The organism is Nitrobacter sp. (assembly GCF_047149785.1).
In the GTDB taxonomy this organism is placed as follows: Bacteria; Pseudomonadota; Alphaproteobacteria; order Rhizobiales; family Xanthobacteraceae; genus Nitrobacter.
Window position 1 is genome coordinate 2369287 of record NZ_BAAGBE010000001.1, and the last position, 23018, is coordinate 2392304.

Consider the following 23018-nt stretch of genomic DNA (forward strand, 5'->3'; position numbering starts at 1 on the left):
GGCAAGTCAACACCGATCGCGGCGGGAAGCGGACGTCATGAGGGTCCGGCGCGATCCGCCTTTCGCTCGGCCCGCCCTGCCTTCCGCTCGGCTCCCCGCCCGGAAACGGCCGGCCGGGACGCCGCTCGCGGCCTGGCGCCGTTGTCCTGCACGGCAGTCTGCTCGACCAGCGACAGACAATAGGCGGCGGCTTCCCCAAGATTGTCCGCCACGGCGTCGGCATTGAGGTGATCGCGGGTCATCTCAGTGTTGGTCCGCCCCCAGCAGCAGACCAGGATGCGCGCCTGCGGCACCTTGCGTCGCAGCCTGCGCACGAGGTGGCGGGTGTGGGCGGTGCTCCCGTCCTCGAGGGTCGACACGCACACCAGCCTCACGCCGGAGCCGTCAAGCCGGAATATTCCGCTTGTCGAGGTTTCCTCCTTCCTCGCCGCCCGCGCTTGAAGACCATGCTTCGACAGGATCTGGGCGAGACACATCGCGGCCGCCTCGTCGAGATCGCTGCGCTCGGCGGCGCATAGCACCGGACATTCGGACTGCCAGTCCGGCGGAAGGCCTTCGCGGATAATGAACGGAAGTTCGGGCATCGGCGCATCGGCTGTCCCCTCCACCGCATCGGCGGCTTCCGCGTCCTTCGTCCGGCCTCCCGCCGGAACGTCGTCGAACTCGGAGGACAGATCGTCGACCACCTCAGCAACGCTATCCTTGATTTCGGCCAGACGATCAGGCAGCAGCCGGCCGCGCCTGAGATCGGCCTGGGCCAGCATCAATCCTTTCAGCGCGACGGTCTCGTAGTACTCGGCGAGCGAATTCTCTTTCAGAAACTCTTCCGCCGTGTCGACGGCCTCCGCCGGATCGTTGGCCAGCATTCTCTGATAGAACAGCTCCGGCGGGGACAAAGCCGGACGATCGCCGAGAAGGATGTCGAGAAACCTGAGATGCTCGACGTGCCGACCCAGCACGACCAGGCACACCGTCAGCGGAGTCGCAAGGACAAGGCCGATCGGTCCCCACAGCGCGGTCCAGAACGTCGCCGAGGCGACAACGGCCACGGGCGACAATCCGCTGCTATGCCCGACGAGCAACGGTTCGAACACCTGCCCGATCACGAGTTCCGTGAGGAAAATGAGCGCGCCCGCCCATAGCAGCATCGACCAGCCGGGATCGACCGCCACAGACAGCGTCAGCGGAAAGAACGCCGCGATGAAGACGCCGACATAGGGCACGAACCGCATGATGGCGGCCAGGATTCCCCAGAGGATGGCACTGGGAACGCCGATCACCAGAAGGCCGAGGCCCACCAGCACGCCGAAGCTGGTGTTGAGCGCGACCTGCATCAGAAAGAAACGGCTGAGGCGACCGGCCGCGTCATCGATCGCCGCGGTCGCGGACTGCAGATCGTTCGAGCCTGCGAGCTTGATGACGCGGTTACGCAGGTCCTCCCGCTGAAACAGGATGAAGACCACGAACACGATCACCACGCCTACCGTCGCCAGCGGATGCAGCAGGGGACTGATGAGCCCAAGGATGCTATCGAGAGCGGATGGCGGCGGAGAACGCACCTCGACCGGAATCGGCTTGGCCTCGCCGGGCGTTTCGGACGACGGCGCGTTCTCCGCCGATGGCGACGGCGATACATTGATTTCCTTGCCGAGCGTCTGAAGAATATCCGCGGCGCGATCGAGCGGCCCGGTCGCCGTCAGCGCCCGCAGCGACTGGATTTTCTGCTGCATGGTCTGCTGGTAACGGGGCAGGCCCTCGGCCAGATGCCTGACCTCGTTCGCGATCAGGCTGCCGAGCGCGAAGATCGCGATAAAGGCGACCACGACCACGACCGGCACGCTGGCGGCGCGCGGGAAATGCCATCGCTCCAGAATTTCCACCAGCGGAGCAAGCACGAAGCTCAGAAGTACCGCCAGCGCAATGGGGACGAAAATCTCGCGGCCGACATACAGCCCGCAGATCACAAGGGCGGCGATGACCGCCGATGCCATCGCCCCGTCGCCGAAACCGGCTTTCCGTGGCGTCACCCTCGCGTCCAGATCCAGACTCACAGCCGGCATGACCCCGAATATCCGGGATCATCAACGATCGCCGGGCCGTTTTGGTTCCATGGGTGGCAAGGACGAGCGCCGCCCGAAAGCTGAACGATGAGGAGACGTTTGATTTTTTTGTATATTATCATAATATACAAATATGATCGACCTCAACAGGATTGCCGGATTTGAATGGGACGATGGCAATCGCCGGAAGAATGAGGATAAGCATGACGTCAGCCCGGGGGAAGCGGAGCAGGTATTCCTGAATACGCCGCTTCTGCTTTTGCACGACACCGAGCACAGCGCAGTTGAACAGCGATTCCACGCCTACGGAAAGATCCATGCCGGCCAACTATTGCAAATTGCATTCACGTTGCGGCACGACGCAACGATACTGCGGGTTATTTCCGCCCGCCCCATGAGCGCGAAGGAGCGCATACGCTATGCCAAAGAAACTTAAGCGAGTTCCCAAATTCGCCAACGAGGCCGCGGAGCGAGCTTTCTGGGAATCACACGATACGGCCGATTACTTCGACTTGAGCAAAGCTGTTCCGGTGCGCTTCCCGAATCTCAAGCCGTCGACGGCCGCAATCTCGCTGCGCCTGCCGGTCAGCCTGCTGGAGCAGATCAAGATCGCCGCCAACAAGCGCGACGTGCCCTATCAGTCGCTCATCAAGATGTGGCTGGCGGAGAAGGTGGGGTAGACGATCATTCCGCCATCATTGCAGCGATCCAAAGAAGGAGCCGGATTGCTGCGTCGCTCGGGGCGACGCCCCGCGACACCCTTAGCTCCTCGCAATGATCACCGCGTCAGCTTCTTGTACTTCACCCGGTGCGGGATGACGCTGTCCTGGCCGAGTCGGCGCATCTTGTCCGTCTCGTAATCCTGGAAGTTGCCCTCGAACCATTCGACGTGGCTGTCGTCCTCGAAGGCGAGGATATGCGTCGCGATGCGATCGAGGAACCAGCGATCGTGGCTGATGATGACGGCGCAGCCGGCGAAATCCTCCAGCGCCTCTTCCAGCGCGCGCAGCGTATCGACGTCGAGATCGTTGGTCGGCTCGTCCAGCAGCAGCACGTTGGCGCCGGATTTGAGCATCTTGGCCAGATGCACGCGGTTGCGCTCGCCGCCTGAGAGCGAGCCGACCTTCTTCTGCTGGTCCGCGCCCTTGAAGTTGAACGCCGAGCAGTAGCCGCGCGAATTGACTTCCTTCCTGCCGAGCAGGATCTGGTCGTTGCCGCCGGAAATCTCCTCCCAGACGTTCTTCGATCCGTCGAGCGCGTCCCGCGACTGATCGACGTAGCCGAGATGCACGCTGTCGCCGACGGTAATGCTGCCGCTGTCCGGCTTCTCCTGCCCGGTGATCATGCGGAACAGCGTCGTCTTGCCTGCGCCGTTGGGACCGATCACGCCGACGATGCCGCCCGGCGGCAGCTTGAAGGTCAGGTTATCGATCAGCAGCCGGTCGCCGAAGCCCTTGGTCAGGCCCTCGAAGTCGACGACGTTGTTGCCGAGCCGCTCGGCCACCGGGATGACGATCTGCGCGGTCTGGGTCTGTTTCTCGCTGGCCTTGGCGAGCAGCTCCTCGTAGCGCTGGTAGCGCGCCTTGGACTTGGCCTGACGGGCCTTGGGCGAGGCCGCGATCCACTCCTGCTCGCGCGCCAGCGTCTTCTGATGCGCGGCATCCTCGCGGCCTTCCTGCTCGAGCCGCTTCTGCTTCTGCCTGAGCCACGACGAATAGTTGCCCTCGTAGGGAATGCCGCGGCCGCGATCGAGTTCGAGGATCCAGCCCGTCACGTTGTCGAGGAAGTAGCGGTCGTGGGTGACGATCAGAATCGCGCCGGGATAATTGCGCAGATGGCCTTCGAGCCATGACACCGACTCGGCGTCGAGATGGTTGGTGGGCTCGTCCAGCAGCAACAGTTCCGGCTGGTCGAGCAGCAGGCGGCACAGCGCGACGCGCCGGCGCTCGCCGCCCGACAATTTGGTGACGTCGGCGTCGTCCGGCGGGCAGCGCAGCGCGTCCATCGCCTGATCGACCTTGCTGTCGAGATCCCACAGGCCCTGCGCCTCGATCTCGTCCTGCAGTTTCGTCATCTCGTCGGCGGTCTCGTCGGAATAGTTCATGGCGAGATCGTTGTAGCGATCGAGGATCGCCTTCTGCTTGGCGACGCCCTCCATGACGTTCTCGCGCACGGACTTTGCGGGATCGAGCTGCGGCTCCTGCTCGAGATAGCCGACGCGCGCGCCTTCCGCGACCCAGGCCTCGCCGGTGTAGTCCTTGTCGATCCCGGCCATGATCTTCAGCAGGGTCGATTTGCCCGAGCCGTTGACGCCCAGCACCCCGATCTTGGCGTCCGGATAGAACGACAAATGGATGTTATCCAGCACCTTCCGGTTCGGCGGGTAGGTCTTGGACAATCCCTGCATGAAGTAGACGAACTGGCGCGCCATCGTGATCCCTGAAAGCTTGATTTTTGGGGAAGTTTGCCGCCGCTGATGTAGCGACGCGGCGGCGAAAGGGCAACCGTGCCCTTAACCGGCCGGTAAGGATGACGAAAGGAACATTCCGTCTCCTCACATTCGAACCGCTTTTTAATTCAATCTACCGAGAATGGCAGGCCAGCGTAATCATGGCGGTCTTCCAGCAGGAAGCTTGCGACATAACACGGCACAAACCACCATGGCGACTGGCGTATCGGCTTCAGCCTCCAACCGACCCGAAAAACAGCGCCATCAAAGCGGGCGATTCCACGGGATTCGTGCATTCTGGCGCGACTTCATCGCAACCGCGTTCAACTCCTACCGGCCCGAACTGCACTACATGCGCGGGCCGGGGCCTGCCTGGCGCGCCCGGCACGGCCAACGTCCGTCCGAGCGTTCCGAATGAACCGGCTGCGCGCCCGCGATCCCGCGCCACGCGACGAGATCGTGCCGACGATCGCGCGCGAGCCAACCAGCGACGAAACGGCGCAGCAGAAGCATTCGACCACCGGCGTCGGCCCGGACGCATTCCCGGGAAACTACCGGCGCTACTACATCGAGATGATCGAGGACATCGCCACGTGGCTCAAGGCAGCGGCGCCGTTGCGTCGTCTCGGGTAGATCGCACGCTGGACGCGAGCGGGATAGGAAAAAGTGTCCGCATCCCGCCTCTCAGGAATCGATCACGTTCATGATTTTGGATCGATTCGACCAAAATCATCGTGACCTAGAGTCTGATCCACTTCGTGAAATTACGCCTTCGTGAAATTACGCCCCGGATCAGGTCCGGGGCGGGCTTTTTCGGGATCATGCCCGGAGCCTTTCACTTCCGATGGAATCAGAAGCGGGTTCTCAGATTTTGACTTGACGCGTTTTCCTCACGCGAACCGGTATCCATCCTCGGGTCAAGCCCGAGGACATGCTTCGCTCGAGACCGCTGTAGAAACGGTTTCGATGCCGTAGAGAGCTTTTCAACACAAAAAGTCAGGATACAGGGTCATTCAAGCATTACGTCCGCGCTTGTCAAAAAACGTCATGCAGACAGCGTCTGTGACGGTCGTCATGGAGCGTTCCGGACCGCAAGGACATGCTGCACCCCGGTTGCGGAATAATTCCGCGCCTTAACAGAGGTGAACTGAGATGACACACGATATGAACGACAATGCAGCGATCCGCCAGCTTTCCATCGACGAACTCGACTCCGTGGCCGGGGCCGAGTTTAGCTGGGGCGGTTTGGTCGGATCGATAGCGGCCGGAGCCGTGACCGGCGCTGCCGGCGGTGCGGCGGCCACGGGCGGCCCCGGCGCCGCGCCCGGGGCCCTTGGCGGCGGTCTTCTTGGCGGCATCAGTTACTGCATCACATCGATCTTTTAAGCGCGCTGACGATCCAAGGCGGGACTCCCGGATCTTCCGGTTCAGGAGCCCTGCTTTGGCAGCGGGTTGAACTCACTCAACGCAAGCCAATGAACGGAGATTACAATGCAAGAACCTCAGGAATTGACCGATAACGAACTGGATTCCGTATTCGGGGGAAATCGCAGTGATGCCCCGACCGGCGCTTCGGATGCCGCTTCCGATTTCGTGAAGTGGCTTCTGGACCGCCTTCACGTGCCCGCCAAATCGGGCGGCCCCATTCTGTAGGCCAGCCCTGCTTCGTAACTATGAATGCAATATTCAATGCGAGGTCCTTAAAATAAGGACCTCGCATTTTTATTCATCGTCCGCGATCCGCTTCTCTTCTGCCGTCGGGTTGGGCTTATCGGTGATCACTTGCGGACAGCGGAGGCAAGCGTTCCGGCCTTCTTGACGAAACCAGCGGCAGGTCGGGCGGATCCGGCAAGGCGGCAGGGCGTTGACGACGGGGGCCAAACCTTCGACGATTCTTTGGGCGAGCTTGCATGCATTGCCCTCGAAGTGTTTGCAACCGGTCATCGCGCAAGGCGCCGCGATACGAAAGACTTCGGTCGGTTTTGCCGGTCCTGAGAGGGCCAACAGCTTCTCGGAGACAGCCTGCGTCTCGGTCAGGTAACCGATGCGGGGCGCGTCTGAAGTGCCGGTGCGCACGCCGTAGACCCGTGCGTCCTTGGCGCCCGCCTGAGCACTCGGACAATCGAGGGTTTCCGAGGTCAGGCGAGCGCCTCCTTTTGGCGAAGCGTGCGACATCAGGAGACTTCGAGCGTCGCGAGGAACGGCGGCTTGACAGGTGGGGCAATGACGCCGGTCGTGGCCCCGCCGATGGTCGTGCCCAGACCGCCAACGCCCCGCAGCGACCCCGCTACGTTGACGAGACCGCCAACTACCGCTTCGAGCTGATCGGGCGTCAAGGCAATGGGTGCTTCGAGAGCAGGATCGAACGGCTCTTTCGGCCGTCTGGTCGTCATATCGGACAGCGAAAATTTCGGCATTGACATCTCCTTGTGAGCTAAACCGGCTCTTTCAGCCGGCGCGCTCATGTTGGATTGCATTCCCGGGAGCGTCAGTGATGATGGTCATAGAAGAGGTCCGCCGTATCGCCCGGAGGCTTTTGGCATTTTAATGGCCTATCGGATCGAGGCCCGCCTATCGGCAGACTCTTTCTGGGCATTTGATAGACCCCAAAGTGCTTGAACTGGTCCGTCAATTAATTGTTTAACCGATCGGACAATGCATTATCTCGAGCCCAAGCGAGATGACGAGCCAGATCGTCATTCCGAGACCTTGGGGACCTTGAGATTTGGCGTAGGGTTCCGAGATGAACCAGGTCAATAAATTCGAAGCAACGATCGGCAAGCTTCACATCCGGCTTGCAGAACTAACGCCGAAGCTTCATGCCGTCACGGCCCAACTGGATGGAGGTGACTGCGGGCACCACCCCGATTCCATCGCAGAGATGGAAAGAACGCTAAGCGCGGTGCGGCGGGAATGCTCGGACGCCCTCGTCTCACTCAAAACCCTGTTCCAGTTGGTCGCCAGAACCAAACCGGAGCCCGATCGAGTAGAGCTAAAGGAGCCGCAACTGCTGAAGCGCGACCATGAAGGTCTCTCTGATGAGGCGACCCGGAACTTGGCAAGGCTCGCAGCGAACGGCGACCATTCATCGTCGGTTCCCGAAGTGCTGCCAATTCGACCGGGCGGTCAGGCGAGCGCGCCGATGGCGAGCCCGGTCATGAGCGTTGGCCCGCCTTCGCCGTCAGAGATGCAATCACAGTTGGAAGCAGCCCTTGATCGGGAAGCATCCCTGCGCGCGCAGTACGACCTTGTCGTCCTCAAGCTCAATCGGCTGCAAAACGAGCACAAGGATACGACCGCCATCGCGGCGAAGCTGAAGCTCGACAATGCAGCCAAGGATGGCGATTATCAAACCGACCGCTTGAAGCTGGCCGGAGATTTGTCAGAGGTCAGGAGCCTCTACGAGCGACGTCTCGACGCTGCCACGAGATTCATCGGACTGCTCTCAGAACAAAATCGCTGGCTAGAGACGACGCTGGATGCCTGCAAGCCAGTGCTGCGGTATGCGTTGCGAGAGGAGCTCGATCTGTACCGAGAGGAAGAAAATTTCCTCAATATCGGTCTGATCGGCGCCGATACTCGCTCGAGACAGCAGATTGTCGAACAAGTCCGGCTCATAAGGGAGAGCGGGCTTTTCGATCCGGAATACTACAAGAGACAGTTCGAGCGGCCATTACCGCGTGGCACCGATCTGATCAGCCACTATGCGACCGCGGGATGGCGCGAGGGCAAGAGTCCACAGCCCCTTTTTTCGGTTCCATTCTACCTGATGCGGAATCAGGAGCTTGCCCGAGATGGCATCGAGCCGCTCTGCCACTACATCGAGTACGGCTCGCGGGCGCGCAGGGATCCGCATCCGTTGTTCTCGACCCAGTTTTACGCGAAGTCTGCCGATGAGCCCCCGGAGGGCAGCACGTGGCTCACGCAGTTCCTCGAAATTGGCCCTTCACCACCAAGTCCGCATCCGCTGTTCGACCCGGCCGCCTATGCGCGCAAGGCCGGCCTTTCCGACAGCCATACTGCGGTCGCGCTGCTCGATTATCTCACCAGTGGTTGGCGCGAGAAGAGGTTCGCGTTTCTTCCGCTGTTCGATGCGGCCTATTACGAGACGCAGTTCGAAGGACCGATCGACCTGGAGCCCTATTCGCATTTCGTCATCTTCGGTGCAGCTCACGGCGTAAGCCCGCACGCCCTGTTCAACAGCCGATACTATCTCCAAGCCGTGGACCTCGATCCGCTGCAGGCCGATCCACTGCTGCATTACCTGCTTCAGGGGGAGCCCGACGACCGCCAGCCTTCACCGTTTTTTTCGCCCCGGCACTACCGCCGGAAATATCTGGCTGACGACCGCAGCACCTCCCCCTTGCTGCATTATCTGACGAAGGGCGCGGCGGCGCTGAACGATCCGCATCCGTATTTCGACGCGCGCACTTACGCACAACTTGCAAGGCGGCAGGACGCGGGCCTTGCTTCGGCCGGCCTCGATCACTTCGCCACGGAAGGGTTGAGGCGGCTGTCTTCCGAGATGATCGTCGGCTTTTTCAAGGATGCCCGGTTCGCTCCGCCGACGCCGCCGCCTGTCGTGGCGCCTACCGCCCAGCTCGCGGCAAAGCCGGACAGGACGCTGCTGATCGCCAAGCAATTCCCGGGCAGGCTGGACTATCGCGAAGACGCTCCCAACGTCCTGATCGTCGCCCACATTGCCGGCGATCACCTGTTCGGAAGCGAGCGCAGCTTCATTGACATGGTCGACGCCGTCGGCAGCATCCCGGGAAATGTATTCGTAGTGCTACCCCGCAATGTGCCGGACTATACCAACGCCATTCGTCCGCTCTGCCATCACGTCTATATTGTTGACTACAAATGGTGGCGGCATGGCGAGGCTACCTCTCCGAAGGCGTTGGAGGCGTTTGAATACATCATACGGACGGATCGCATCGATGCTGTCCACGTCAACACCATCATGCTGCGCGAGCCGCTCGATGCGGCACGCAGGTGTGGCGTCCCAGGCATCGTACATGTCCGGGAACTCATCCAGCACGACCAGGCGCTGCAGGACATGATCGGCGCGACGCCGGAAGACATCATCCGCGAGACAAAGGCGCGCGCCGACTGGGTGATCGGCAATTCCGAGAGCACCGGGCGCGCCTTCGCCAAGGAAGGCTGCACCTTCATCATCCCGAACACCATCGATGTCGAAGCCATGGACATCGCCAACGACCTGTCTGGCGGTGAGGTCAGGTTCGGGCTGATCAGCAGCAACATTCCGAAAAAGGGGATAGCCGATGTCGTGCAGCTAGCGCGGCTGGCGGCGGCTAAGGTGAAGAATGCCAAGTTCGTCATCATCGGTCCCGAAACCGACCTGGTCAGGGAGCTGAAGGCAAGGCAGGCCTCAGGCGAACTCCCCGACAACATCGTCTTCCTCGGCTATGCATCCAGCCCCAGGCGGGCTGTCGAGCAGGTCAACGTGGTCCTGAATTTCTCGCATTTCGCCGAATCGTTCGGGCGCACGGTTCTGGAGGCGATGGCGGCCCGACGACCCGTCATCGGGTATCGCTGGGGCGCGCTGCCCGAGCTGATCGACCACGGCAAGAGCGGCTATCTGGTCGAGTTCAAGAAATATGCGAAAGCGTTGCCCTGTGTGGAGAAGCTATGCCGCAATCCGCAGCTCATTAAGCAGTTGGGCGAGCGCGGGCGGGAAATCGCGGTGGCGCGGTTTGCCCTGGCAAGCTATCGGACCAAGATGGCGGAAGCCTATGCCAGAATCATTCCGCCGCGTGAGTTGCGGAAGGTCGCCGGCACGCCGCTCATCCGGCCGGCGCGCCGGCACGGATTGAAGAACCGGGAGGAGCGGCCGCGCGTCGCCTATTTCTGCTGGCATTTCCCGGTCCCCTCGGAAACCTTCGTTCTCAACGAACTCAAAGCGCTGGTCGAGACCGGCGTCGACGTGCTGGTGTTCTGTCGCCAGACGCCATGGAAGGACTTCACGCCGTCATTCTCGATTGCTTACGAACGGGTCGATTCGCCGAAGAAGCTCGCCCAGCGCCTGAAGGAGACCGGACGGACTATCGTGCACGCGCATTTCGTCTATCCAGTCGTCACCGACATGGTTTGGCCCGCCTGCGAAGAGGCACAGATTCCCTTCACGTTCATCGCTCACGCCCAGGACATCTTCCGCTACGAGAACGACATAAAGAACCGGCTGGCGGAAATCGGCCAGTCGAAGTGGTGCCGCGCCCTGTTCACGTTATCCAGGTTTCACCTCGACTTCGTCGTCGAGCGCGGCTTCCCGCGAGAGAAGGTCATCATCAATCCGAACGCCGTGGATACCACCCGCTTCTCGGCCGCCTATGACGAGGAGAAGCAGAATCGCTCGGCTCGCAAGATTATTTCCGTCCATCGCTTCGTGAAGAAGAAGGGTCTCGACCTGCTGATTCGCGCCGCTCCGCTGATCGAGGACCTCGGCGTTCGCATCGAGATCTACGGCTATGGTGAGCTGGAGGAAGAGTACCGCCGCCTCATCGCCGAGATCGGCGCTCGCAATATCGAGATCATGGGACAGTTGAGTCAGGACGAGATCGTCGACAGGATGAAGACTGCCGACCTGTTTGTCGCGCCCTCCGTGCGCATCGAAAACGGCGACATGGATGGCATTCCGACCTCCGTGGTGGAGAGCATGGCCGCCGGCGTGCCGGTACTGACGACCAATCTCTCAGGCATTCCGGATCTCGTGGTCGACGACATCACCGGAATCATCGTCGACCAGACGCCGGAGAGCGTGGCTGAGGGCATTCGGCGCTTTTACGGCATGCCCTCGCTCAAAGTGCGCGCGATGATTCGCGCCGCAGCGCAGCGTGCGCGCGAGCGGCACGACGTCGTGCGTCTGACGCGCGTGCTGATGCGGGTCTGGCGCAATGAGACGATCGACGTCATCATCGTGTCCTGGAACAACCTCGCCGAGCTGAAAATGACGGTGCAGCGGCTTCTCGAGAATACATCGCTGCCTTATCATCTGATCATCTGCGACAACCTGAGCCGACGGGAGCCGGTCGCCGAATATCTCGACGAACTCTGGCAGCAGCAGGACCGGGTCACGGTGATCCACAACACGGTCAATGCCATGGTCGGTCCCGGCACCAACGCGGCTTTGGCGCAGGGCACGAGCGACTACGCAATCTACATGTGCGGCAAGGAGGGCGTCAGCTTCGGCCGTGGCTGGGAGATCCCGATTGTGCACGCGCTGGAGGAACAGCCGGAGGCCGGGCTTGTCGGCACCATCGGCTATTCGCCGAGCTATCTGCACGGATCTGAATACCCGTCAGGCATCGAGCTGTTCCCCAAGTTCCGCAACATGTCGTTCGCCACCGATAATCCGGACCGGGTGTTCGGCCATGTGCAGGGTGGTCTGTTCGGCATGCGCCGGAAAATGGTGGACGAGATCGGGGGTTTCAGCGAGGACGTTCCGCACAGCTATACAGATGTCGAATACAGCTATTACGCGGAAAGCAACGGTTGGAAGCTCGGGACGGTTCCCGGCATGCTTGCGCTCTTCAACAAGAGCCGGCCCACACTGTCCCAACGTTTCGATGAGACGCTGGTGGTTGCCCATCCCGTACTGCCCGATGAACTCGATCGCTATGACGCGGTCGTGGGCGGCAGGCTAAAGCATTGCAACATCTGCGATTGGTATGGCCCGAGCTTTGGCGGGGCGGCCAGGTGCCCGTCATGCGAGGCATTACCGGAGGACCGTTCGGTCTACAGATGGCTGAGCGAAGGTACCTATATGTACCGGCGTCTGCCGGCGCTCGCGGTCGGTTTGGAAGGCAAGCTTGAAAACGAGTGGGCGCGGCAGTTCCAGGGTCCACGGATGACGGTCGAGGCGCTGATCGCCGAACTCAAGGCAAAGGGCCGCCTTCCAAACCGGGCGACTTCATTTCACCTGTCGCTTATTCGCTGCGGCGAGCTTTCCGAGGCGGAGCTTCAGATGATCGCGGGCGAACTGGCACGCGTGATGTTGCGCGGCGCAGTTGTCCTCTTGCAGCGGTCGCTGACGAGCAGCCAGCACTGGACCGCTTGGAGCGAGGCGCTGTCGCGTCTCATGGGAAACAACGGCTTTAGCGATCTTCCAGACATCCAGTTCAACAGCAAGGCCGTTGAATATTCCTTCGCTCCGATCAGGGCTTTTTCAAAGCGATGACCACGCCGATCAGAGCGCGATCTTCGATCAGAAGCTTTGAAGTCAAGGTTCCGAGGAACTCCCATGGATAGCGCGCGATCGAAGCGTCAAGCGGAAGTTGATCGGATCAAGGGACAAAAGCTTGACCACGTGCACACCGAGCACTGTCGGGTGGTCCCGACCAGGGATGACATGCTCGATGTGCTGCCGAAGGGAGGAAGAGCGGTCGAGGTCGGGGTTGCGGCAGGTGATTTCAGCCGGGAGATCATTGCGCGTCTTCGGCCAGACAAGCTTTATCTCGTCGATGCCTGGGAAGACCAGCGCTTCTCGGAAGGACTCGCGACCGTGACCAGCAGGTTCGCGACGCAGATCAAGACCGGCGCCGTCGAAATCGTGCGCGGCTTTTCGACCGAGGTCTTGGCCAGCTTTCCCGATGGCTATTTCGACTTCATCTATCTTGATACCACGCATGCCTACGACCTGACGGCTCAGGAGCTTGAACTGTCCTCTCGCAAATGCAGCGCACGAGGCCTTATCGCGGGGCACGATTTCTCGTCCGGAAATGTCGTGGCGCCGCATGTTTATGGCGTGATCCAGGCGACAGGTGCATTCTGCCGGAACTCGGAATGGCGATATAAATATCTGTCCATCGACCCAGACACTTACTTCAGCTTTTGTCTTGAGCGCATCTGTTGAGCTGCGCCATGGACGCCCGCGGCGGGATGCAAGAATCCCCTGGTTAAACGATCATTTTCCGATGCTTCTTTTTCGTGTAGGTTGTTCGTCCTTGGTCAAGTGAAACGATAGTTACATCACAGAACATTGCGAACAATGTTGCCGGATACCCAGGCGGACCGATGGCGAAGACCGGATTCTTCTTTAGGACACATTTCTGGAATCCGGATACGGAGCGCATATACCGGTTGCAGTGTGAGGCTGCCGGGCAGCCTGTCACTCTGCTTGTGGATGAGACCAATGGTCCCGTGGATTGCGCGGGGGACATCCGGAAGATTACCTACCGACTCGCCGATTTTCAGCGGATGGGACTGCCGGTATATCCCAATGCCGAACGTTGCCTCTGGCAGTGCGGCGACTACGCGCTATATACGGCGCTGCTCGCAACGGATGCCGATTATCTCGTGCTAATGGAATACGACTCCATACCGGCGATCGATCTATTGCATGTCACGAAGCGTGTCATGGAAGGCAATATCGATCTTGTCGCGCATCAATTCGCCCCCGCGAGTCCGCGCTGGGTCTGGAATGAGAGCACGATCGAATGGTACCAGCGAGAGGTCGATTCGCAGTTCGACCTGTCGAAGATACGGCAGTGCAACTTTCCGTTCGTGATCGTGTCGCGACGGTTTGCGCTGGATTTGTTTGCGCGGCGCCTGGAGATGGCCCGATTCCGGCGCTCGCGGTCACTGGAGGTGTGGGTTCATTGCGAGCCGTTCATCGCCACCGAGGTTGACCGGCTGGGCCATCGCGGCGCGCCACTCTCCGATTTCGGTGACGTAGCCGAATGCACAACCAATTTTCCGGTGTATGGACCGAGGGTCACCACGCTCAATCAGTGCTGGCGCCATCCGGTACTGTTCGATCAGAGCTACGTCGTCAAGCTGGCCGGCTTTGTTCGAAGCGCGAAACGCGACTGGACCGCAAATGACTTGCGGGATCTCGTGGTGACCCGGTCCAACTGGGATCTGCTTCGAGAGGGATTGATCCGCTACGATTCAGAGAGATGGACACCGTTTTTTGAAAGAGACAGCTTCGAGTCGGTTGTGCCATCCGATGCCGAGGGCAATTAGCGGGTGAATTTAACTCGGCACGATTGCCGTCGTGCAAGTAACCGGCCTGGTATTTCTCATGCGCTGAAGGTTTTGAAGGCGGGATAATGGCCATGATAGCACGTCGTGCCATTCAGACGAATGAGGCCTGAATTTCGTCATGATGTGAAATGACTTCTTACGGTGAGTGTATTCGGAGAAGGCGACATGCTCAATCTGATCGACGTGGGAGGCGCCGGCGGCCTTCACCCGAAATGGGAATGCTTTCTGGATCGCATTCACCCTGTGATATTTGAATGCAATCCTTCCGAGGCCGAAAAGATCCAAGCCAAGTATGCCGGGCGGGCCAATATCTCGATCATTCAAAAAGGCCTGTACGACAACGCCGGCAGGAAGACGCTCTATCTGACGAAACATTTCGGATGCACGTCCCTGCGCGAGCCGAACTTCAGTTTTCTGAACGGCTACCCGATAGCAAAACAATTCCAGGTCATCGATACGACGACCATTGATTGCGTGCGCTACGATCGCCTTTACGCGGACGGAGAGGTCCCTGCCCCGCACGTCATCAAGATTGACGTACAGGGCTGCGAATACGAGGTCTTACAGGGTTTCGGGAGTCTCTTGGACGGCGTCCTCGGCGTTGAACTAGAGGCTCATTTTTATGCGATCTACCGAGGCCAGCGCCTTCTGTCTGACCTCGTTGGGCTTCTCGATCAACACGGCCTGGTCCTGCGTCGCCTTAATCCGATCTCCCATTTCGAAGGCGACCTCGTCGAAGTGGATGCTTTTTTCACTCGTTCAAGGAACTCATCGAACCGTCTCGACAAGGTCGATAAAGACCGCCTCCGTTTTGTTGAAACTGTGTTCTCTCAATAGCTCCTTCACGCGAACCGTCCACCTCGCTCGAAAACGCCACAGTCTCGTGTACACCGTACGGCGTTCATGCGCTTCGAGCCCGTGAGACTTTGCTATGTCCCCATTATCGCGCAAGTTAAGGAAATTCGGCGTTCTGTCCCTATGCGGCGGGATTATCGCTCTCGTATATGCAAAAGAAGCTCTGTCAGAACAATCTGGTTTGATATCTTCGTTGGCGTTCTCCCTGTCCGACACGATCGACACGTCGAAATTCTCAAATCGAGACCTATCGAAGCCATTCTATTTTCGGATACATGGTCCTGCTGAATTTGGCTCATATCCGTTTACTGTTGATATCGGGTCTCATTTTAATGTTTGGCTCGATGAGCGCATTCCCGCGCGCCGCCGCTTGGGGAACAACGCTCGCTCCCTCGCGATTTCCCTGACGTCCAAAGACGACAGGAATGTAAAGGACAAAATTTTTCTCAATGCGGTGCCCCATCAATCGAGCCAGCATACCTTGGTAAGCAGCCTCGATAATGAGCGGTTTATCAGTTTTGATATGATGTTGGATAAGTCTTATCAGGTACCACGGTACTGGCTCATTCACTTCCAGGCATACCAATGCTGTGCCGGCCACCCGATCCTCGTCATGCGTGTAAATCCCGTCAAATCCAACGATAAAGAAATCACGCTCGAGCTTGCGGTATCCTCGGACGAGAGCGAAAGAGCTGCGTACGGCCGTCCCATAGTGGTGGGCTCATTTTCCGTTCAACGAGAACGTTGGTTTCATGTCGTGCTCGACTTGGAGCCGGCGCCGTGCGGCGTGAGGAATGGAAAAGTTCAGGCCTCAGTTGATGGCGTAAGCATTGCGAACTGGAGCGGATGCTGGGGCTATAGACCAGATCGAGCGTCCGTGGTCGAACACGGCAAGATTACGCAAAATATCGGTTTCGACATCGGTATATACCGCCGGCGTCAGCCGACAACTCAAACGATTTATGTAGACAATATACTGTATGGGACCACGTCCGGTAGCGTCAGCCGGTAACGCCTCAAGATCTCATCCATAAACGCCTTTGGCCAGTTGGGCTTCAAGAAAAAGTGGCTACAAGCTCCGTCGTGGTCAGAACGTCGTTCTCATACAGCCGGGCGAGCCTCGGCGGCGGCGCGATATCCGTTTTCGAGAGATGCTGCCGAATGCACTTGAGGCCCGCCGCCGAAGCCCGCCCCATGATGTCATGAGCGGTCAACCGGTTGAGCTGGAGGAATTGTTGCCACTCCCGTGCTTCTGAAGAGAGGAAGCCATCAGATACGACGCCGTCGCGCAATTCGTCCAGCGTCAAGAGCAGGTGGTGCCAGGGCGACTTGAAGTACTTGTAGAGATGCGATCCATGCGGGGAGAAGTAGAGCGGATTGCAGCAGACAAACAGCACGCCGTTGTCGGCGAGATGATCCTTCAGCATCGCGAAGGTATCAACCATCTTGTCTTCCTTGATGTGCTCGAACACCGACCAGGCGTAGATCAGATCGAATTTTTCGCTCGAAAACGGCGTCGGCGAGATGGTGCGATAGCTGACGTTCGATGGAATGGTACGGTCAATCTGTGCCTTAAGAAGATTGTTTAGCTGCGGCACGATCACGGGCTCAATGTCCACGCCAATGACGCGTGCCTCCGGATGACGCAGCGCAAAGGACGCCGCTGCCACGCCCTGTCCGCATCCAAAATCAAGGATTCGCGCCGTACTGAAGTTAATCCGATGGCCAGCCCATTTCCTCACTTGCTGATACTCGAACGTGGCACGGGCTTTGAACGCCTTGTCTGTAGCCGTCTCGAAGATCACGTCCGCTGACGGGGCTTCTTCAGTCATGAGGTCACTCTCCAAACAGATAGAGCAGCGCGACGGACGAACCCGGCGAATGGACGCCACCTCCGGATTGCGGGATCGGCCTGACTGATTTCTTCATACTCCGGAACCGGACACCTTGGAGCTATTCCGGGTTTGATGGAATCAGAAGATTATGATTTGAGGCGTTTTCTTCACGCAAACCGGCATCTGTTTCGCTCGAAAACGCTACAGCACGCGTTCATAATTTAGTCGGATGCGCTTTTTGGTGCCATGTCCAGGCCGTCTCGATGATCGTAAACAGGTCCGAACAGTTTGGGATGAATCCGAGTATTTCGCGCGCGGCGGAAGGATCCGCGACAAGGTAGGTGGGATCACCCGGCCGCCGCTGCTTAACCACGTATGGCACATCCCTGCCTGTGACCCGTTTAATGGCCGCCAGGATTTCGCGCACGGAAAACCCGGAGCCGGTACCCAGGTTGAAGCTTCCTCCCGAATGTCCTTCCTGCAGCAGCTTCAAAGCAGCTACGTGGGCCGCAGCGAGATCGTTGACATGGATGTAGTCGCGGATCGCCGTCTTGTCGGGCGTATCGTAGTCATCTCCGAATATGGCGAAGTCATCGATATAGCCCTGGAGCGCCATCATCGCTCGCGGGATGAGGTGCGTTTCGTTGGCGCGCCATTCCCCGATATCACCGGCCGGATCAGCACCGCTTGCGTTGAAATAGCGCAGACAGAATGCCCCGAAGCCATAGGCTGCCCGATAGTCCGATAGGATGCGCTCGATCATCCATTTCGACGCGCCGTACGGATTGATTGGAACGCAGGGAAAGTTCTCGGGAAGAGCCTTGCTGTCGGCGTTGCCATACACCGCTCCCGTAGAAGAGAAGACGATACGACGACAGCCGGCCTCGCGCATCGCTTGCAACAGCGAGAGCGTGCCAACAACGTTGTTCACGTAGTAGGTCTGTGGATCGGCAACGGACTCGCCCACCAGGCTTGAGGCCGCAAAGTGCATGACGGCCGTGACATCGTACTTCCTGAGAGCAGCAACAATCAGGTCTTTCTGAACAAGATCGCCGACCACCATCTCAGCCGAGACAAAGCTGCGGTGACCCGTCGAAAGATTGTCGTATACAATCGGCTTATAGCCGGCTGCGCCGAGCGCGCGGCAACAATGCGACCCGATGTAGCCTGCACCGCCAGTTACGAGAATGCATGTTTCGTCTGCCATCGTATCTCTGCTGATGTCTGCCGTGAAGGGGTGCCGAACTGAACAAATCCGTTTCCAGGTCTTGCAGGCCTGGGACCGTCACTCCCACGTTTAGCGCAAAGTACGTCCAAGGATCGCGTGAGGAAATGCCTTATACTCAGCACACCAAGGCACACATTTCTTGATCTCGCTTTAAAATTTTGCTTCGCCATTGAGCCACGTGAGTGCTCGAGCTGCGAGCGCGCGATGGGTATGGTTGCGGTCCTGGTCCCGACGACAAGAAGGAGCCATCGACACCCGACGATCGCTTCTTCCACTTCGCCACGGTCTTCTGATTGATCACGTAACGCCTCGCCGGAGTTATCAGGCTCTCTTGATTACGTTCTATCGCTCGACGGACCGCCCACCAGGATCAGCGCATGACCGGGATGGACGCCGGCCTGGATATAGCCGGCAGGATCAGCATCGCGGCCTCGACGACACGATGACGAGCGTGAGCGCGCAAAGCCCGACAAGCAGCGCCGGCTTCGGCGAACCCGTACATTCAGGAGCGCAAAAAACGGAAATATGCGTGGCATAAACCGCATTGGCATCGACAATGATCAGCGTATTGACCTGCCCCTCACGCATGTCCGCGATCAAATCGGAAATCGTGCCGGCGGAAGCCGGCCCCTCGACGGGATCGGTGAAGTTCAGGGTCTGGCCGGTGTTTTTCAACGCCTCATTGAGCCGAGCCACCCATAGCGCAACGTTTCGTCGCAGCATCCGCCACAGGCGACCAGGCAGCGCCCTGCGGATGCCTTGCATGCGACAGCCGCCGTTGCCACCCAGCGGCGCTCGGAATCGCTGGCGTCCGGCATCAATGCGCGGGCGATGCCGATCCGCACAGCCAACGCTTCAGCGAGCACCGGCATTCGCGGCGTTATCACCCGCCCGAATTTCAGATATGGAATGGTCTTTCCCGCGGTGGCCGGCAAAGAACCCTCATAATTGATCCAAATGTTGCGGAATAAATTTAGGGACAAGTGCAACTGTCGACTACGTCGTTCACCATCGCTTAACGCGGCGAATAGACGCCAACGGCTTGGTCTGATATGCAACCATCCCGGCATGTTGTCGAGAGAACTGTCCTTGCGCACGATCCTTTGGGCTTTGCTGGTCACCACATGTTTTTGCAACTCGGCCACCGGCGAACCAATTCAAAACCACACGTATCGCGCTGAAATATCCGAGGTTTCTATTTCTCAGATCTCGGCATCCCGGATCGCGCTTGCCAGGACTTTGAGAAAGGTCCGCCGCTCCAGGCCCTCTGCTCGAGACGATTTACAGGCAACGATCGCACGAGCGGCAAGGGCGCATTCCGTGCCAATCGAACTTTTTCTTGCCTTGATCAAGCAGGAAAGCGCGTTCAATCCGGATGCTGTCAGTGTAAAAGGCGCGCAAGGGATTGCGCAGTTCATGCCGGCGACGGCCGCGCAGCGGGGTCTCAAAAACCCGTTCGATCCGAACGAGGCGCTTTTTAAATCGGCGGAACTCTTGAAGGAGTTGAATGACTCTTTCCGCAACTGGGGCCTCGCCGCGGCGGCCTACAATGCAGGACCGGAACGCGTCAAACGATGGCTTGCCGGCAAAAGCGCCTTACCGATCGAGACAAGGCAATATGTTCAAGCGATCACGGCGGGACATCCCGAGTGGGTACCCGATGGATTTCAGCCTGTTGCCCGCGCCGCGGGTCTAAAGGTCAAGAGGCATCCTCCCACGCAACGCGAGCTGGAACTTAAGCTGCTAACCGAGATCAGCCGACATACCCAGCCGTTGATGGCGGCGAACAACACCAATGACCGGCGGCGGACCCTCTGTCCTGCTTGCATAACCCAAAGATTTTATTGATCGCAAACGCGCTCGACTCTAAGCTTTCGGTCGCGAGCCGTTGAATATCATCGCAGGTTTATGCGAGCGATGATTACCGTGGAAAAATTAGCATGCTGCGCATCGTATCAATCGCCGGAATGGCCGTTTTCGCGCTATCGGCCGTTTATCCCGTAAGCAGCGCATACGCACGCGCCCGGCACGCGTCCGAAGTTCATGTCGATCAAGCGCATGGACGCGTTCCCGCTACGGCAACTCCTGCCGCCAGCAACACGGCGCCAAAGACGACTCCGGAAGGAGCGAGCATCAACAGCGGGGCGGCAGGGAGTCCGTCCACCCCCGCGACCTGCAACCAACAGAATGCAGCATCGCCGGCCTGTTATAGCGCCACGCAATCGGCCCGACCGGTTGGCAGGTAGCGCCGCCTACTTCAAAACAACAGGCGGCCGCCCTGCCGGCCCCGGTGGCAGCTCGGCGGACGCCATCACATGCCTCGGATCGACGGCTTTCTTTTGCAGTTCAAGCTGCCTCATGAATTCGGCGCCTGCTACGGGATCCTTAAACTCCCATAGGCCGTTTTTCACGCCTTCAAAAATGAGGGAATAGACGGCCAACTGAACCCCTTCGCGCACCGCCAAGGTCGCCGGAGAGTTCTTGGTGAAGCCGAGATCCGCTTGAAGCAAATGATCGACGGCAGCGAACTGAAAACCTGTTCCGCTGACATTCACTGAATAAACGATCTTGGTGGTTGTGACCGACGCCAGCACGCGGCCGGTCTGCACGCTCACGGCCCGAAGCGCGACAGTGATGATATCCTGTCGGTATTGAACGTTTCCGCCGAGACCGAGATAGTTTGCGCCAATGCCTCCCGTCGTCTCGTTGGTGTCGTATCCGATGACACCTCCCTCGAGAATGATGCCGGCGAATCGGAGAGGAGGCAGGCTTGGAGCTTTCTTGCCCTCAAGCGCCGTCCTCGTGTTTTGGATAATCTGCCGCTCCTGGAGAAGCGGCTGAAGATCTGCCCTCTCCGCCACATCGAACCAGGCTCCGCCGCCGGCCTTGACCAGGACATCGGTCAGTATCGAACTGCCGCCTTGAGTCAGAGCGCGAGAAAACTCTGCGAAATTGTCATTGGATTTGTTCTGTCCGGTCAGGTCCGGAAAATCATAGACGGAAACATCGAGCTTACGTTTCGGCGGCGGCAGGTTATCAAGAACAACGCCGGTCTTGGTAGCTTCGACCATCGAGGCCGGAGGAGAAACCAGATCCTTGTTGGACCCGGTAATCGCACAGCCGGCACTGGCCAGTACGAGTGCGGCGGCACACGCCGCTCTTAAGAAAAATGACTGCACGCTTCGACCCCAATCGCAAAATTCGATTTGTAAGCGTCACGCCACGACTAAAGCGTTTTCAGGAGAAGTGGATACCGGTTCGCGTAAAAAACGCGTCGAAACAAAAAGGCTAAAGCCCGGCTTTGATTCCATCAAAGCCGGAATAGCTCTTAGGGGTTCTTAGGTATGTTGGAGCCACTCCCTTCGATGACAACGACCGGAGTAGAACTCGAGCCCGAGCCGATGCCGCTCAGCGCATCCGTCAGGCCTGACAGGTCGGGGCTTTGTTGGCCGGACTTGGTTCCCATCCCCTGCGCTTGCGCTGTCGAGAGCAGAAAACTGCCGTTGAGCGGGTTGCCGCCGAATGTCGGGCTGACCGGGTGGTAAACCTGCTCTGTTGCGAAAGCCGCCGTTGCGAACGCGCAAGCCGCAGCGAGTACAGAAGCGAAAATATATCGTCCCATCGTCCCCTCCCGAAAAGCACGCTTAAAAACCAACGACCAGATCAGCGCTTGATAAGCAGGCCGCCATTTGGCAACCGAGCGATCAGCATGTTGACCGGCGCCGATCTGTTCGGCTGAATAACGCCAACAGAAAGCCCCGTCGTATTGACTAGCAAAAGATTGGATCGAAGGCTGTGCCCCGCCTGCAACACGCCAACTTTGTTATAATCGCCCTTAATAATTCCTACATTAGAGATATTTCCCGAGCCGGCTTGAGCTTGGAATACGCTGTTGTAGTTGCCGATCTGGAGCGTGCTGGCGAAATTTCCTCCGCTTGCCGCCAGAGTCGTTTCCGGCGCGAACCGTGCAGACGGGGCGCGTGGAGCCCAGAATGACGGCCTGCCGGTCGACATCGCGGCCGTCAAGGGCACCGCAAGAGCCAGCGTACCATGGCCGGTAAACCCTATGGCTTGCTGAACGAAGGCTCCGTCCGCGTGGGCTTTCGAAGTAAACACCAGCGGCATCATGAGGAGAAGCAGCGCGCAAAGACCCGCGCGCGACAGCAAATTGATCAGGGTGAGACGCATGAGACGCTCCCAAACTCAGTGGAATTCAGGGTCAGACGGGCGCTGTAGTGCCCAACAGCCGACCCATCCAGGATGACGGTCGTAAGCAGTTCGTCGCGATTTCGGTGCAGGCGGAATTCGCCGCTTTGAACGTTCTGGCTGGTGCCAGTTGAACTGATCTTGGAAACTTCGAAACGATAGCTGCCGTTGGCCGCGCTTCGACCTTCTGCAACGGCTTCGAGGCGAAGCGCATCGCCTTGCTTTGTCGCGCGGATGTGGCAACCAATCGTCATCGCAGCCGCGGCCCTCGCCGACAAAACGGACGTCGACAAAAAAGCAGCCCCGGCAATCGCGAAGATCGTGCGGATGCCCGACATGCCGTCGTCCCATGGAAGGGAGGCGGCGGGAATGATCCCGCC

The 23018-nt window shown here is 59.1% G+C and carries 24 protein-coding genes and 1 pseudogene; 12 read left to right on the plus strand and 13 right to left on the minus strand.

All coding sequences use genetic code 11. The features are described from left to right. Positions 1 to 35: 35 nt before the first annotated feature. Positions 36 to 2060: an AI-2E family transporter gene (locus ACMDCM_RS10950; protein ID WP_412773584.1), complete on the minus strand. Its 2025-nt coding sequence runs from the start codon at positions 2058 to 2060 to the stop codon at positions 36 to 38. 133 nt (positions 2061 to 2193) lie between these two features. Here ACMDCM_RS10950 and ACMDCM_RS10955 point away from each other — a divergent pair, with 133 nt between their 5' ends. Together ACMDCM_RS10955 and ACMDCM_RS10960 are read left to right on the plus strand one after the other, a co-directional pair. Further along, positions 2194 to 2496 (plus strand): BrnT family toxin, encoded by a 303-nt coding sequence (locus tag ACMDCM_RS10955; RefSeq protein WP_412773585.1) that lies wholly within the window; start codon positions 2194 to 2196, stop codon positions 2494 to 2496. Then, positions 2480 to 2740, plus strand: coding sequence for a BrnA antitoxin family protein (locus ACMDCM_RS10960; protein WP_412773586.1), 261 nt, complete (start codon positions 2480 to 2482; stop codon positions 2738 to 2740). The genes ACMDCM_RS10955 and ACMDCM_RS10960 overlap by 17 nt, the downstream gene beginning before the upstream one ends. A gap of 98 nt (positions 2741 to 2838) precedes the next feature. Here the strand turns inward: ACMDCM_RS10960 and ettA are convergent, their stop codons facing one another. Beyond that, entirely contained in the window at positions 2839 to 4491 is a 1653-nt protein-coding gene (ettA, locus tag ACMDCM_RS10965; RefSeq protein WP_412773587.1) for an energy-dependent translational throttle protein EttA, read from the minus strand. Between the two features lie 229 nt (positions 4492 to 4720). On the opposite strand from ettA, the gene ACMDCM_RS10970 reads away from it, so the two are divergent. The 4 genes from ACMDCM_RS10970 (at position 4721) to ACMDCM_RS10985 (ending at position 6162) form a co-directional block, all read left to right on the plus strand. Then, complete coding sequence (locus tag ACMDCM_RS10970) at positions 4721 to 4927, plus strand: hypothetical protein (protein ID WP_412774731.1); 207 nt, start codon at positions 4721 to 4723, stop codon at positions 4925 to 4927. Further along, positions 4924 to 5142: a hypothetical protein gene (locus ACMDCM_RS10975; protein WP_412773588.1), complete on the plus strand. Its 219-nt coding sequence runs from the start codon at positions 4924 to 4926 to the stop codon at positions 5140 to 5142. Before ACMDCM_RS10970 ends, ACMDCM_RS10975 begins: the two co-directional genes overlap by 4 nt. Positions 5143 to 5661: 519 nt before the next feature. Further along, positions 5662 to 5895 (plus strand): hypothetical protein, encoded by a 234-nt coding sequence (locus tag ACMDCM_RS10980; RefSeq protein ID WP_412773589.1) that lies wholly within the window; start codon positions 5662 to 5664, stop codon positions 5893 to 5895. A 105-nt stretch (positions 5896 to 6000) separates the two neighbouring features. Continuing rightward, complete coding sequence (locus ACMDCM_RS10985) at positions 6001 to 6162, plus strand: hypothetical protein (protein ID WP_412773590.1); 162 nt, start codon at positions 6001 to 6003, stop codon at positions 6160 to 6162. A gap of 69 nt (positions 6163 to 6231) precedes the next feature. On the opposite strand, the gene ACMDCM_RS10990 is transcribed toward ACMDCM_RS10985, so the two are convergent. Further along, positions 6232 to 6684 (minus strand): hypothetical protein, encoded by a 453-nt coding sequence (locus ACMDCM_RS10990; protein WP_412773591.1) that lies wholly within the window; start codon positions 6682 to 6684, stop codon positions 6232 to 6234. Then, entirely contained in the window at positions 6684 to 6926 is a 243-nt protein-coding gene (locus ACMDCM_RS10995) for a hypothetical protein (RefSeq protein ID WP_412773592.1), read from the minus strand. Before ACMDCM_RS10995 ends, ACMDCM_RS10990 begins: the two co-directional genes overlap by 1 nt. Before the next feature lie 326 nt (positions 6927 to 7252). On the opposite strand from ACMDCM_RS10995, the gene ACMDCM_RS11000 reads away from it, so the two are divergent. From ACMDCM_RS11000 to ACMDCM_RS11020, 5 genes are all read left to right on the plus strand, one after another. After that, complete coding sequence (locus ACMDCM_RS11000) at positions 7253 to 12706, plus strand: glycosyltransferase (protein WP_412773593.1); 5454 nt, start codon at positions 7253 to 7255, stop codon at positions 12704 to 12706. Positions 12707 to 12769: 63 nt separating this feature from the next. Beyond that, the gene (locus tag ACMDCM_RS11005; protein WP_412773594.1) at positions 12770 to 13381 is read left to right on the plus strand and encodes a class I SAM-dependent methyltransferase; all 612 of its coding nucleotides are present in this window, start codon (positions 12770 to 12772) and stop codon (positions 13379 to 13381) included. 161 nt (positions 13382 to 13542) lie between these two features. After that, entirely contained in the window at positions 13543 to 14493 is a 951-nt protein-coding gene (locus ACMDCM_RS11010; RefSeq protein WP_412773595.1) for a hypothetical protein, read from the plus strand. A gap of 186 nt (positions 14494 to 14679) precedes the next feature. After that, complete coding sequence (locus tag ACMDCM_RS11015) at positions 14680 to 15351, plus strand: FkbM family methyltransferase (protein ID WP_412773596.1); 672 nt, start codon at positions 14680 to 14682, stop codon at positions 15349 to 15351. A gap of 94 nt (positions 15352 to 15445) precedes the next feature. Then, positions 15446 to 16381 carry a heparin lyase I family protein gene (locus ACMDCM_RS11020; protein ID WP_412773597.1) on the plus strand — a complete coding sequence of 312 codons (936 nt, stop codon included), beginning with the start codon at positions 15446 to 15448 and terminating at the stop codon, positions 16379 to 16381. A 43-nt stretch (positions 16382 to 16424) separates the two neighbouring features. On the opposite strand, the gene ACMDCM_RS11025 is transcribed toward ACMDCM_RS11020, so the two are convergent. The 5 genes and pseudogenes from ACMDCM_RS11025 to ACMDCM_RS11040 all read right to left on the minus strand — a co-directional run bounded on the left by ACMDCM_RS11025 (position 16425) and on the right by ACMDCM_RS11040 (position 19577). Beyond that, positions 16425 to 17201, minus strand: coding sequence for a class I SAM-dependent methyltransferase (locus tag ACMDCM_RS11025; protein ID WP_412773598.1), 777 nt, complete (start codon positions 17199 to 17201; stop codon positions 16425 to 16427). A gap of 217 nt (positions 17202 to 17418) precedes the next feature. Continuing rightward, on the minus strand, positions 17419 to 18411 hold the full coding sequence (gene galE / locus ACMDCM_RS11030; protein ID WP_412773599.1) for a UDP-glucose 4-epimerase GalE: 993 nt from the start codon (positions 18409 to 18411) through the stop codon (positions 17419 to 17421). Between the two features lie 268 nt (positions 18412 to 18679). Then, positions 18680 to 18778 (minus strand): annotated as a pseudogene (locus ACMDCM_RS16975) (IS481 family transposase); the annotation flags it as partial. 71 nt (positions 18779 to 18849) lie between these two features. Next, the gene (locus ACMDCM_RS11035; protein WP_412773600.1) at positions 18850 to 19197 is read right to left on the minus strand and encodes a hypothetical protein; all 348 of its coding nucleotides are present in this window, start codon (positions 19195 to 19197) and stop codon (positions 18850 to 18852) included. After that, the gene (locus tag ACMDCM_RS11040) at positions 19104 to 19577 is read right to left on the minus strand and encodes a hypothetical protein (RefSeq protein WP_412774794.1); all 474 of its coding nucleotides are present in this window, start codon (positions 19575 to 19577) and stop codon (positions 19104 to 19106) included. The genes ACMDCM_RS11035 and ACMDCM_RS11040 overlap by 94 nt, the downstream gene beginning before the upstream one ends. On the opposite strand from ACMDCM_RS11040, the gene ACMDCM_RS11045 reads away from it, so the two are divergent. Next, positions 19501 to 20280: a lytic transglycosylase domain-containing protein gene (locus ACMDCM_RS11045; RefSeq protein WP_412773601.1), complete on the plus strand. Its 780-nt coding sequence runs from the start codon at positions 19501 to 19503 to the stop codon at positions 20278 to 20280. The two genes, ACMDCM_RS11040 and ACMDCM_RS11045, sit on opposite strands and share 77 nt — an antisense overlap. Before the next feature lie 404 nt (positions 20281 to 20684). On the opposite strand, the gene ACMDCM_RS11050 is transcribed toward ACMDCM_RS11045, so the two are convergent. From ACMDCM_RS11050 to csgH, 4 genes are all read right to left on the minus strand, one after another. Then, positions 20685 to 21611: a CsgG/HfaB family protein gene (locus tag ACMDCM_RS11050; RefSeq protein ID WP_412773602.1), complete on the minus strand. Its 927-nt coding sequence runs from the start codon at positions 21609 to 21611 to the stop codon at positions 20685 to 20687. Positions 21612 to 21760: 149 nt separating this feature from the next. Continuing rightward, positions 21761 to 22054 (minus strand): curli assembly protein CsgF, encoded by a 294-nt coding sequence (locus ACMDCM_RS11055; RefSeq protein WP_412773603.1) that lies wholly within the window; start codon positions 22052 to 22054, stop codon positions 21761 to 21763. Positions 22055 to 22095: 41 nt separating this feature from the next. Beyond that, complete coding sequence (locus ACMDCM_RS11060) at positions 22096 to 22620, minus strand: hypothetical protein (protein ID WP_412773604.1); 525 nt, start codon at positions 22618 to 22620, stop codon at positions 22096 to 22098. Next, a complete protein-coding gene (gene csgH / locus ACMDCM_RS11065; RefSeq protein ID WP_412773605.1) occupies positions 22605 to 22976 on the minus strand; it encodes a curli-like amyloid fiber formation chaperone CsgH in 372 nt (123 codons plus the stop codon). Before csgH ends, ACMDCM_RS11060 begins: the two co-directional genes overlap by 16 nt. Between the last annotated feature and the right edge of the window lie 42 nt (positions 22977 to 23018).

Bases quoted from the DNA above. Each gene is read 5' to 3' on its own strand.
- ACMDCM_RS10950 (WP_412773584.1), bottom strand. From the start codon at position 2,060: ATGCCGGCTGTGAGTCTGGATCTGGACGCGAGGGTGACGCCACGGAAA.
- ACMDCM_RS10955 (WP_412773585.1), top strand. From the start codon at position 2,194: ATGATCGACCTCAACAGGATTGCCGGATTTGAATGGGACGATGGCAAT.
- ACMDCM_RS10960 (WP_412773586.1), top strand. From the start codon at position 2,480: ATGCCAAAGAAACTTAAGCGAGTTCCCAAATTCGCCAACGAGGCCGCG.
- ettA (WP_412773587.1), bottom strand. From the start codon at position 4,491: ATGGCGCGCCAGTTCGTCTACTTCATGCAGGGATTGTCCAAGACCTAC.
- ACMDCM_RS10970 (WP_412774731.1), top strand. From the start codon at position 4,721: ATGGCGACTGGCGTATCGGCTTCAGCCTCCAACCGACCCGAAAAACAG.
- ACMDCM_RS10975 (WP_412773588.1), top strand. From the start codon at position 4,924: ATGAACCGGCTGCGCGCCCGCGATCCCGCGCCACGCGACGAGATCGTG.
- ACMDCM_RS10980 (WP_412773589.1), top strand. From the start codon at position 5,662: ATGACACACGATATGAACGACAATGCAGCGATCCGCCAGCTTTCCATC.
- ACMDCM_RS10985 (WP_412773590.1), top strand. From the start codon at position 6,001: ATGCAAGAACCTCAGGAATTGACCGATAACGAACTGGATTCCGTATTC.
- ACMDCM_RS10990 (WP_412773591.1), bottom strand. From the start codon at position 6,684: ATGTCGCACGCTTCGCCAAAAGGAGGCGCTCGCCTGACCTCGGAAACC.
- ACMDCM_RS10995 (WP_412773592.1), bottom strand. From the start codon at position 6,926: ATGCCGAAATTTTCGCTGTCCGATATGACGACCAGACGGCCGAAAGAG.
- ACMDCM_RS11000 (WP_412773593.1), top strand. From the start codon at position 7,253: ATGAACCAGGTCAATAAATTCGAAGCAACGATCGGCAAGCTTCACATC.
- ACMDCM_RS11005 (WP_412773594.1), top strand. From the start codon at position 12,770: ATGGATAGCGCGCGATCGAAGCGTCAAGCGGAAGTTGATCGGATCAAG.
- ACMDCM_RS11010 (WP_412773595.1), top strand. From the start codon at position 13,543: ATGGCGAAGACCGGATTCTTCTTTAGGACACATTTCTGGAATCCGGAT.
- ACMDCM_RS11015 (WP_412773596.1), top strand. From the start codon at position 14,680: ATGCTCAATCTGATCGACGTGGGAGGCGCCGGCGGCCTTCACCCGAAA.
- ACMDCM_RS11020 (WP_412773597.1), top strand. From the start codon at position 15,446: ATGTCCCCATTATCGCGCAAGTTAAGGAAATTCGGCGTTCTGTCCCTA.
- ACMDCM_RS11025 (WP_412773598.1), bottom strand. From the start codon at position 17,201: ATGACTGAAGAAGCCCCGTCAGCGGACGTGATCTTCGAGACGGCTACA.
- galE (WP_412773599.1), bottom strand. From the start codon at position 18,411: ATGGCAGACGAAACATGCATTCTCGTAACTGGCGGTGCAGGCTACATC.
- ACMDCM_RS11035 (WP_412773600.1), bottom strand. From the start codon at position 19,197: ATGCAAGGCATCCGCAGGGCGCTGCCTGGTCGCCTGTGGCGGATGCTG.
- ACMDCM_RS11045 (WP_412773601.1), top strand. From the start codon at position 19,501: ATGTTGTCGAGAGAACTGTCCTTGCGCACGATCCTTTGGGCTTTGCTG.
- ACMDCM_RS11055 (WP_412773603.1), bottom strand. From the start codon at position 22,054: ATGGGACGATATATTTTCGCTTCTGTACTCGCTGCGGCTTGCGCGTTC.
- ACMDCM_RS11060 (WP_412773604.1), bottom strand. From the start codon at position 22,620: ATGCGTCTCACCCTGATCAATTTGCTGTCGCGCGCGGGTCTTTGCGCG.
- csgH (WP_412773605.1), bottom strand. From the start codon at position 22,976: ATGTCGGGCATCCGCACGATCTTCGCGATTGCCGGGGCTGCTTTTTTG.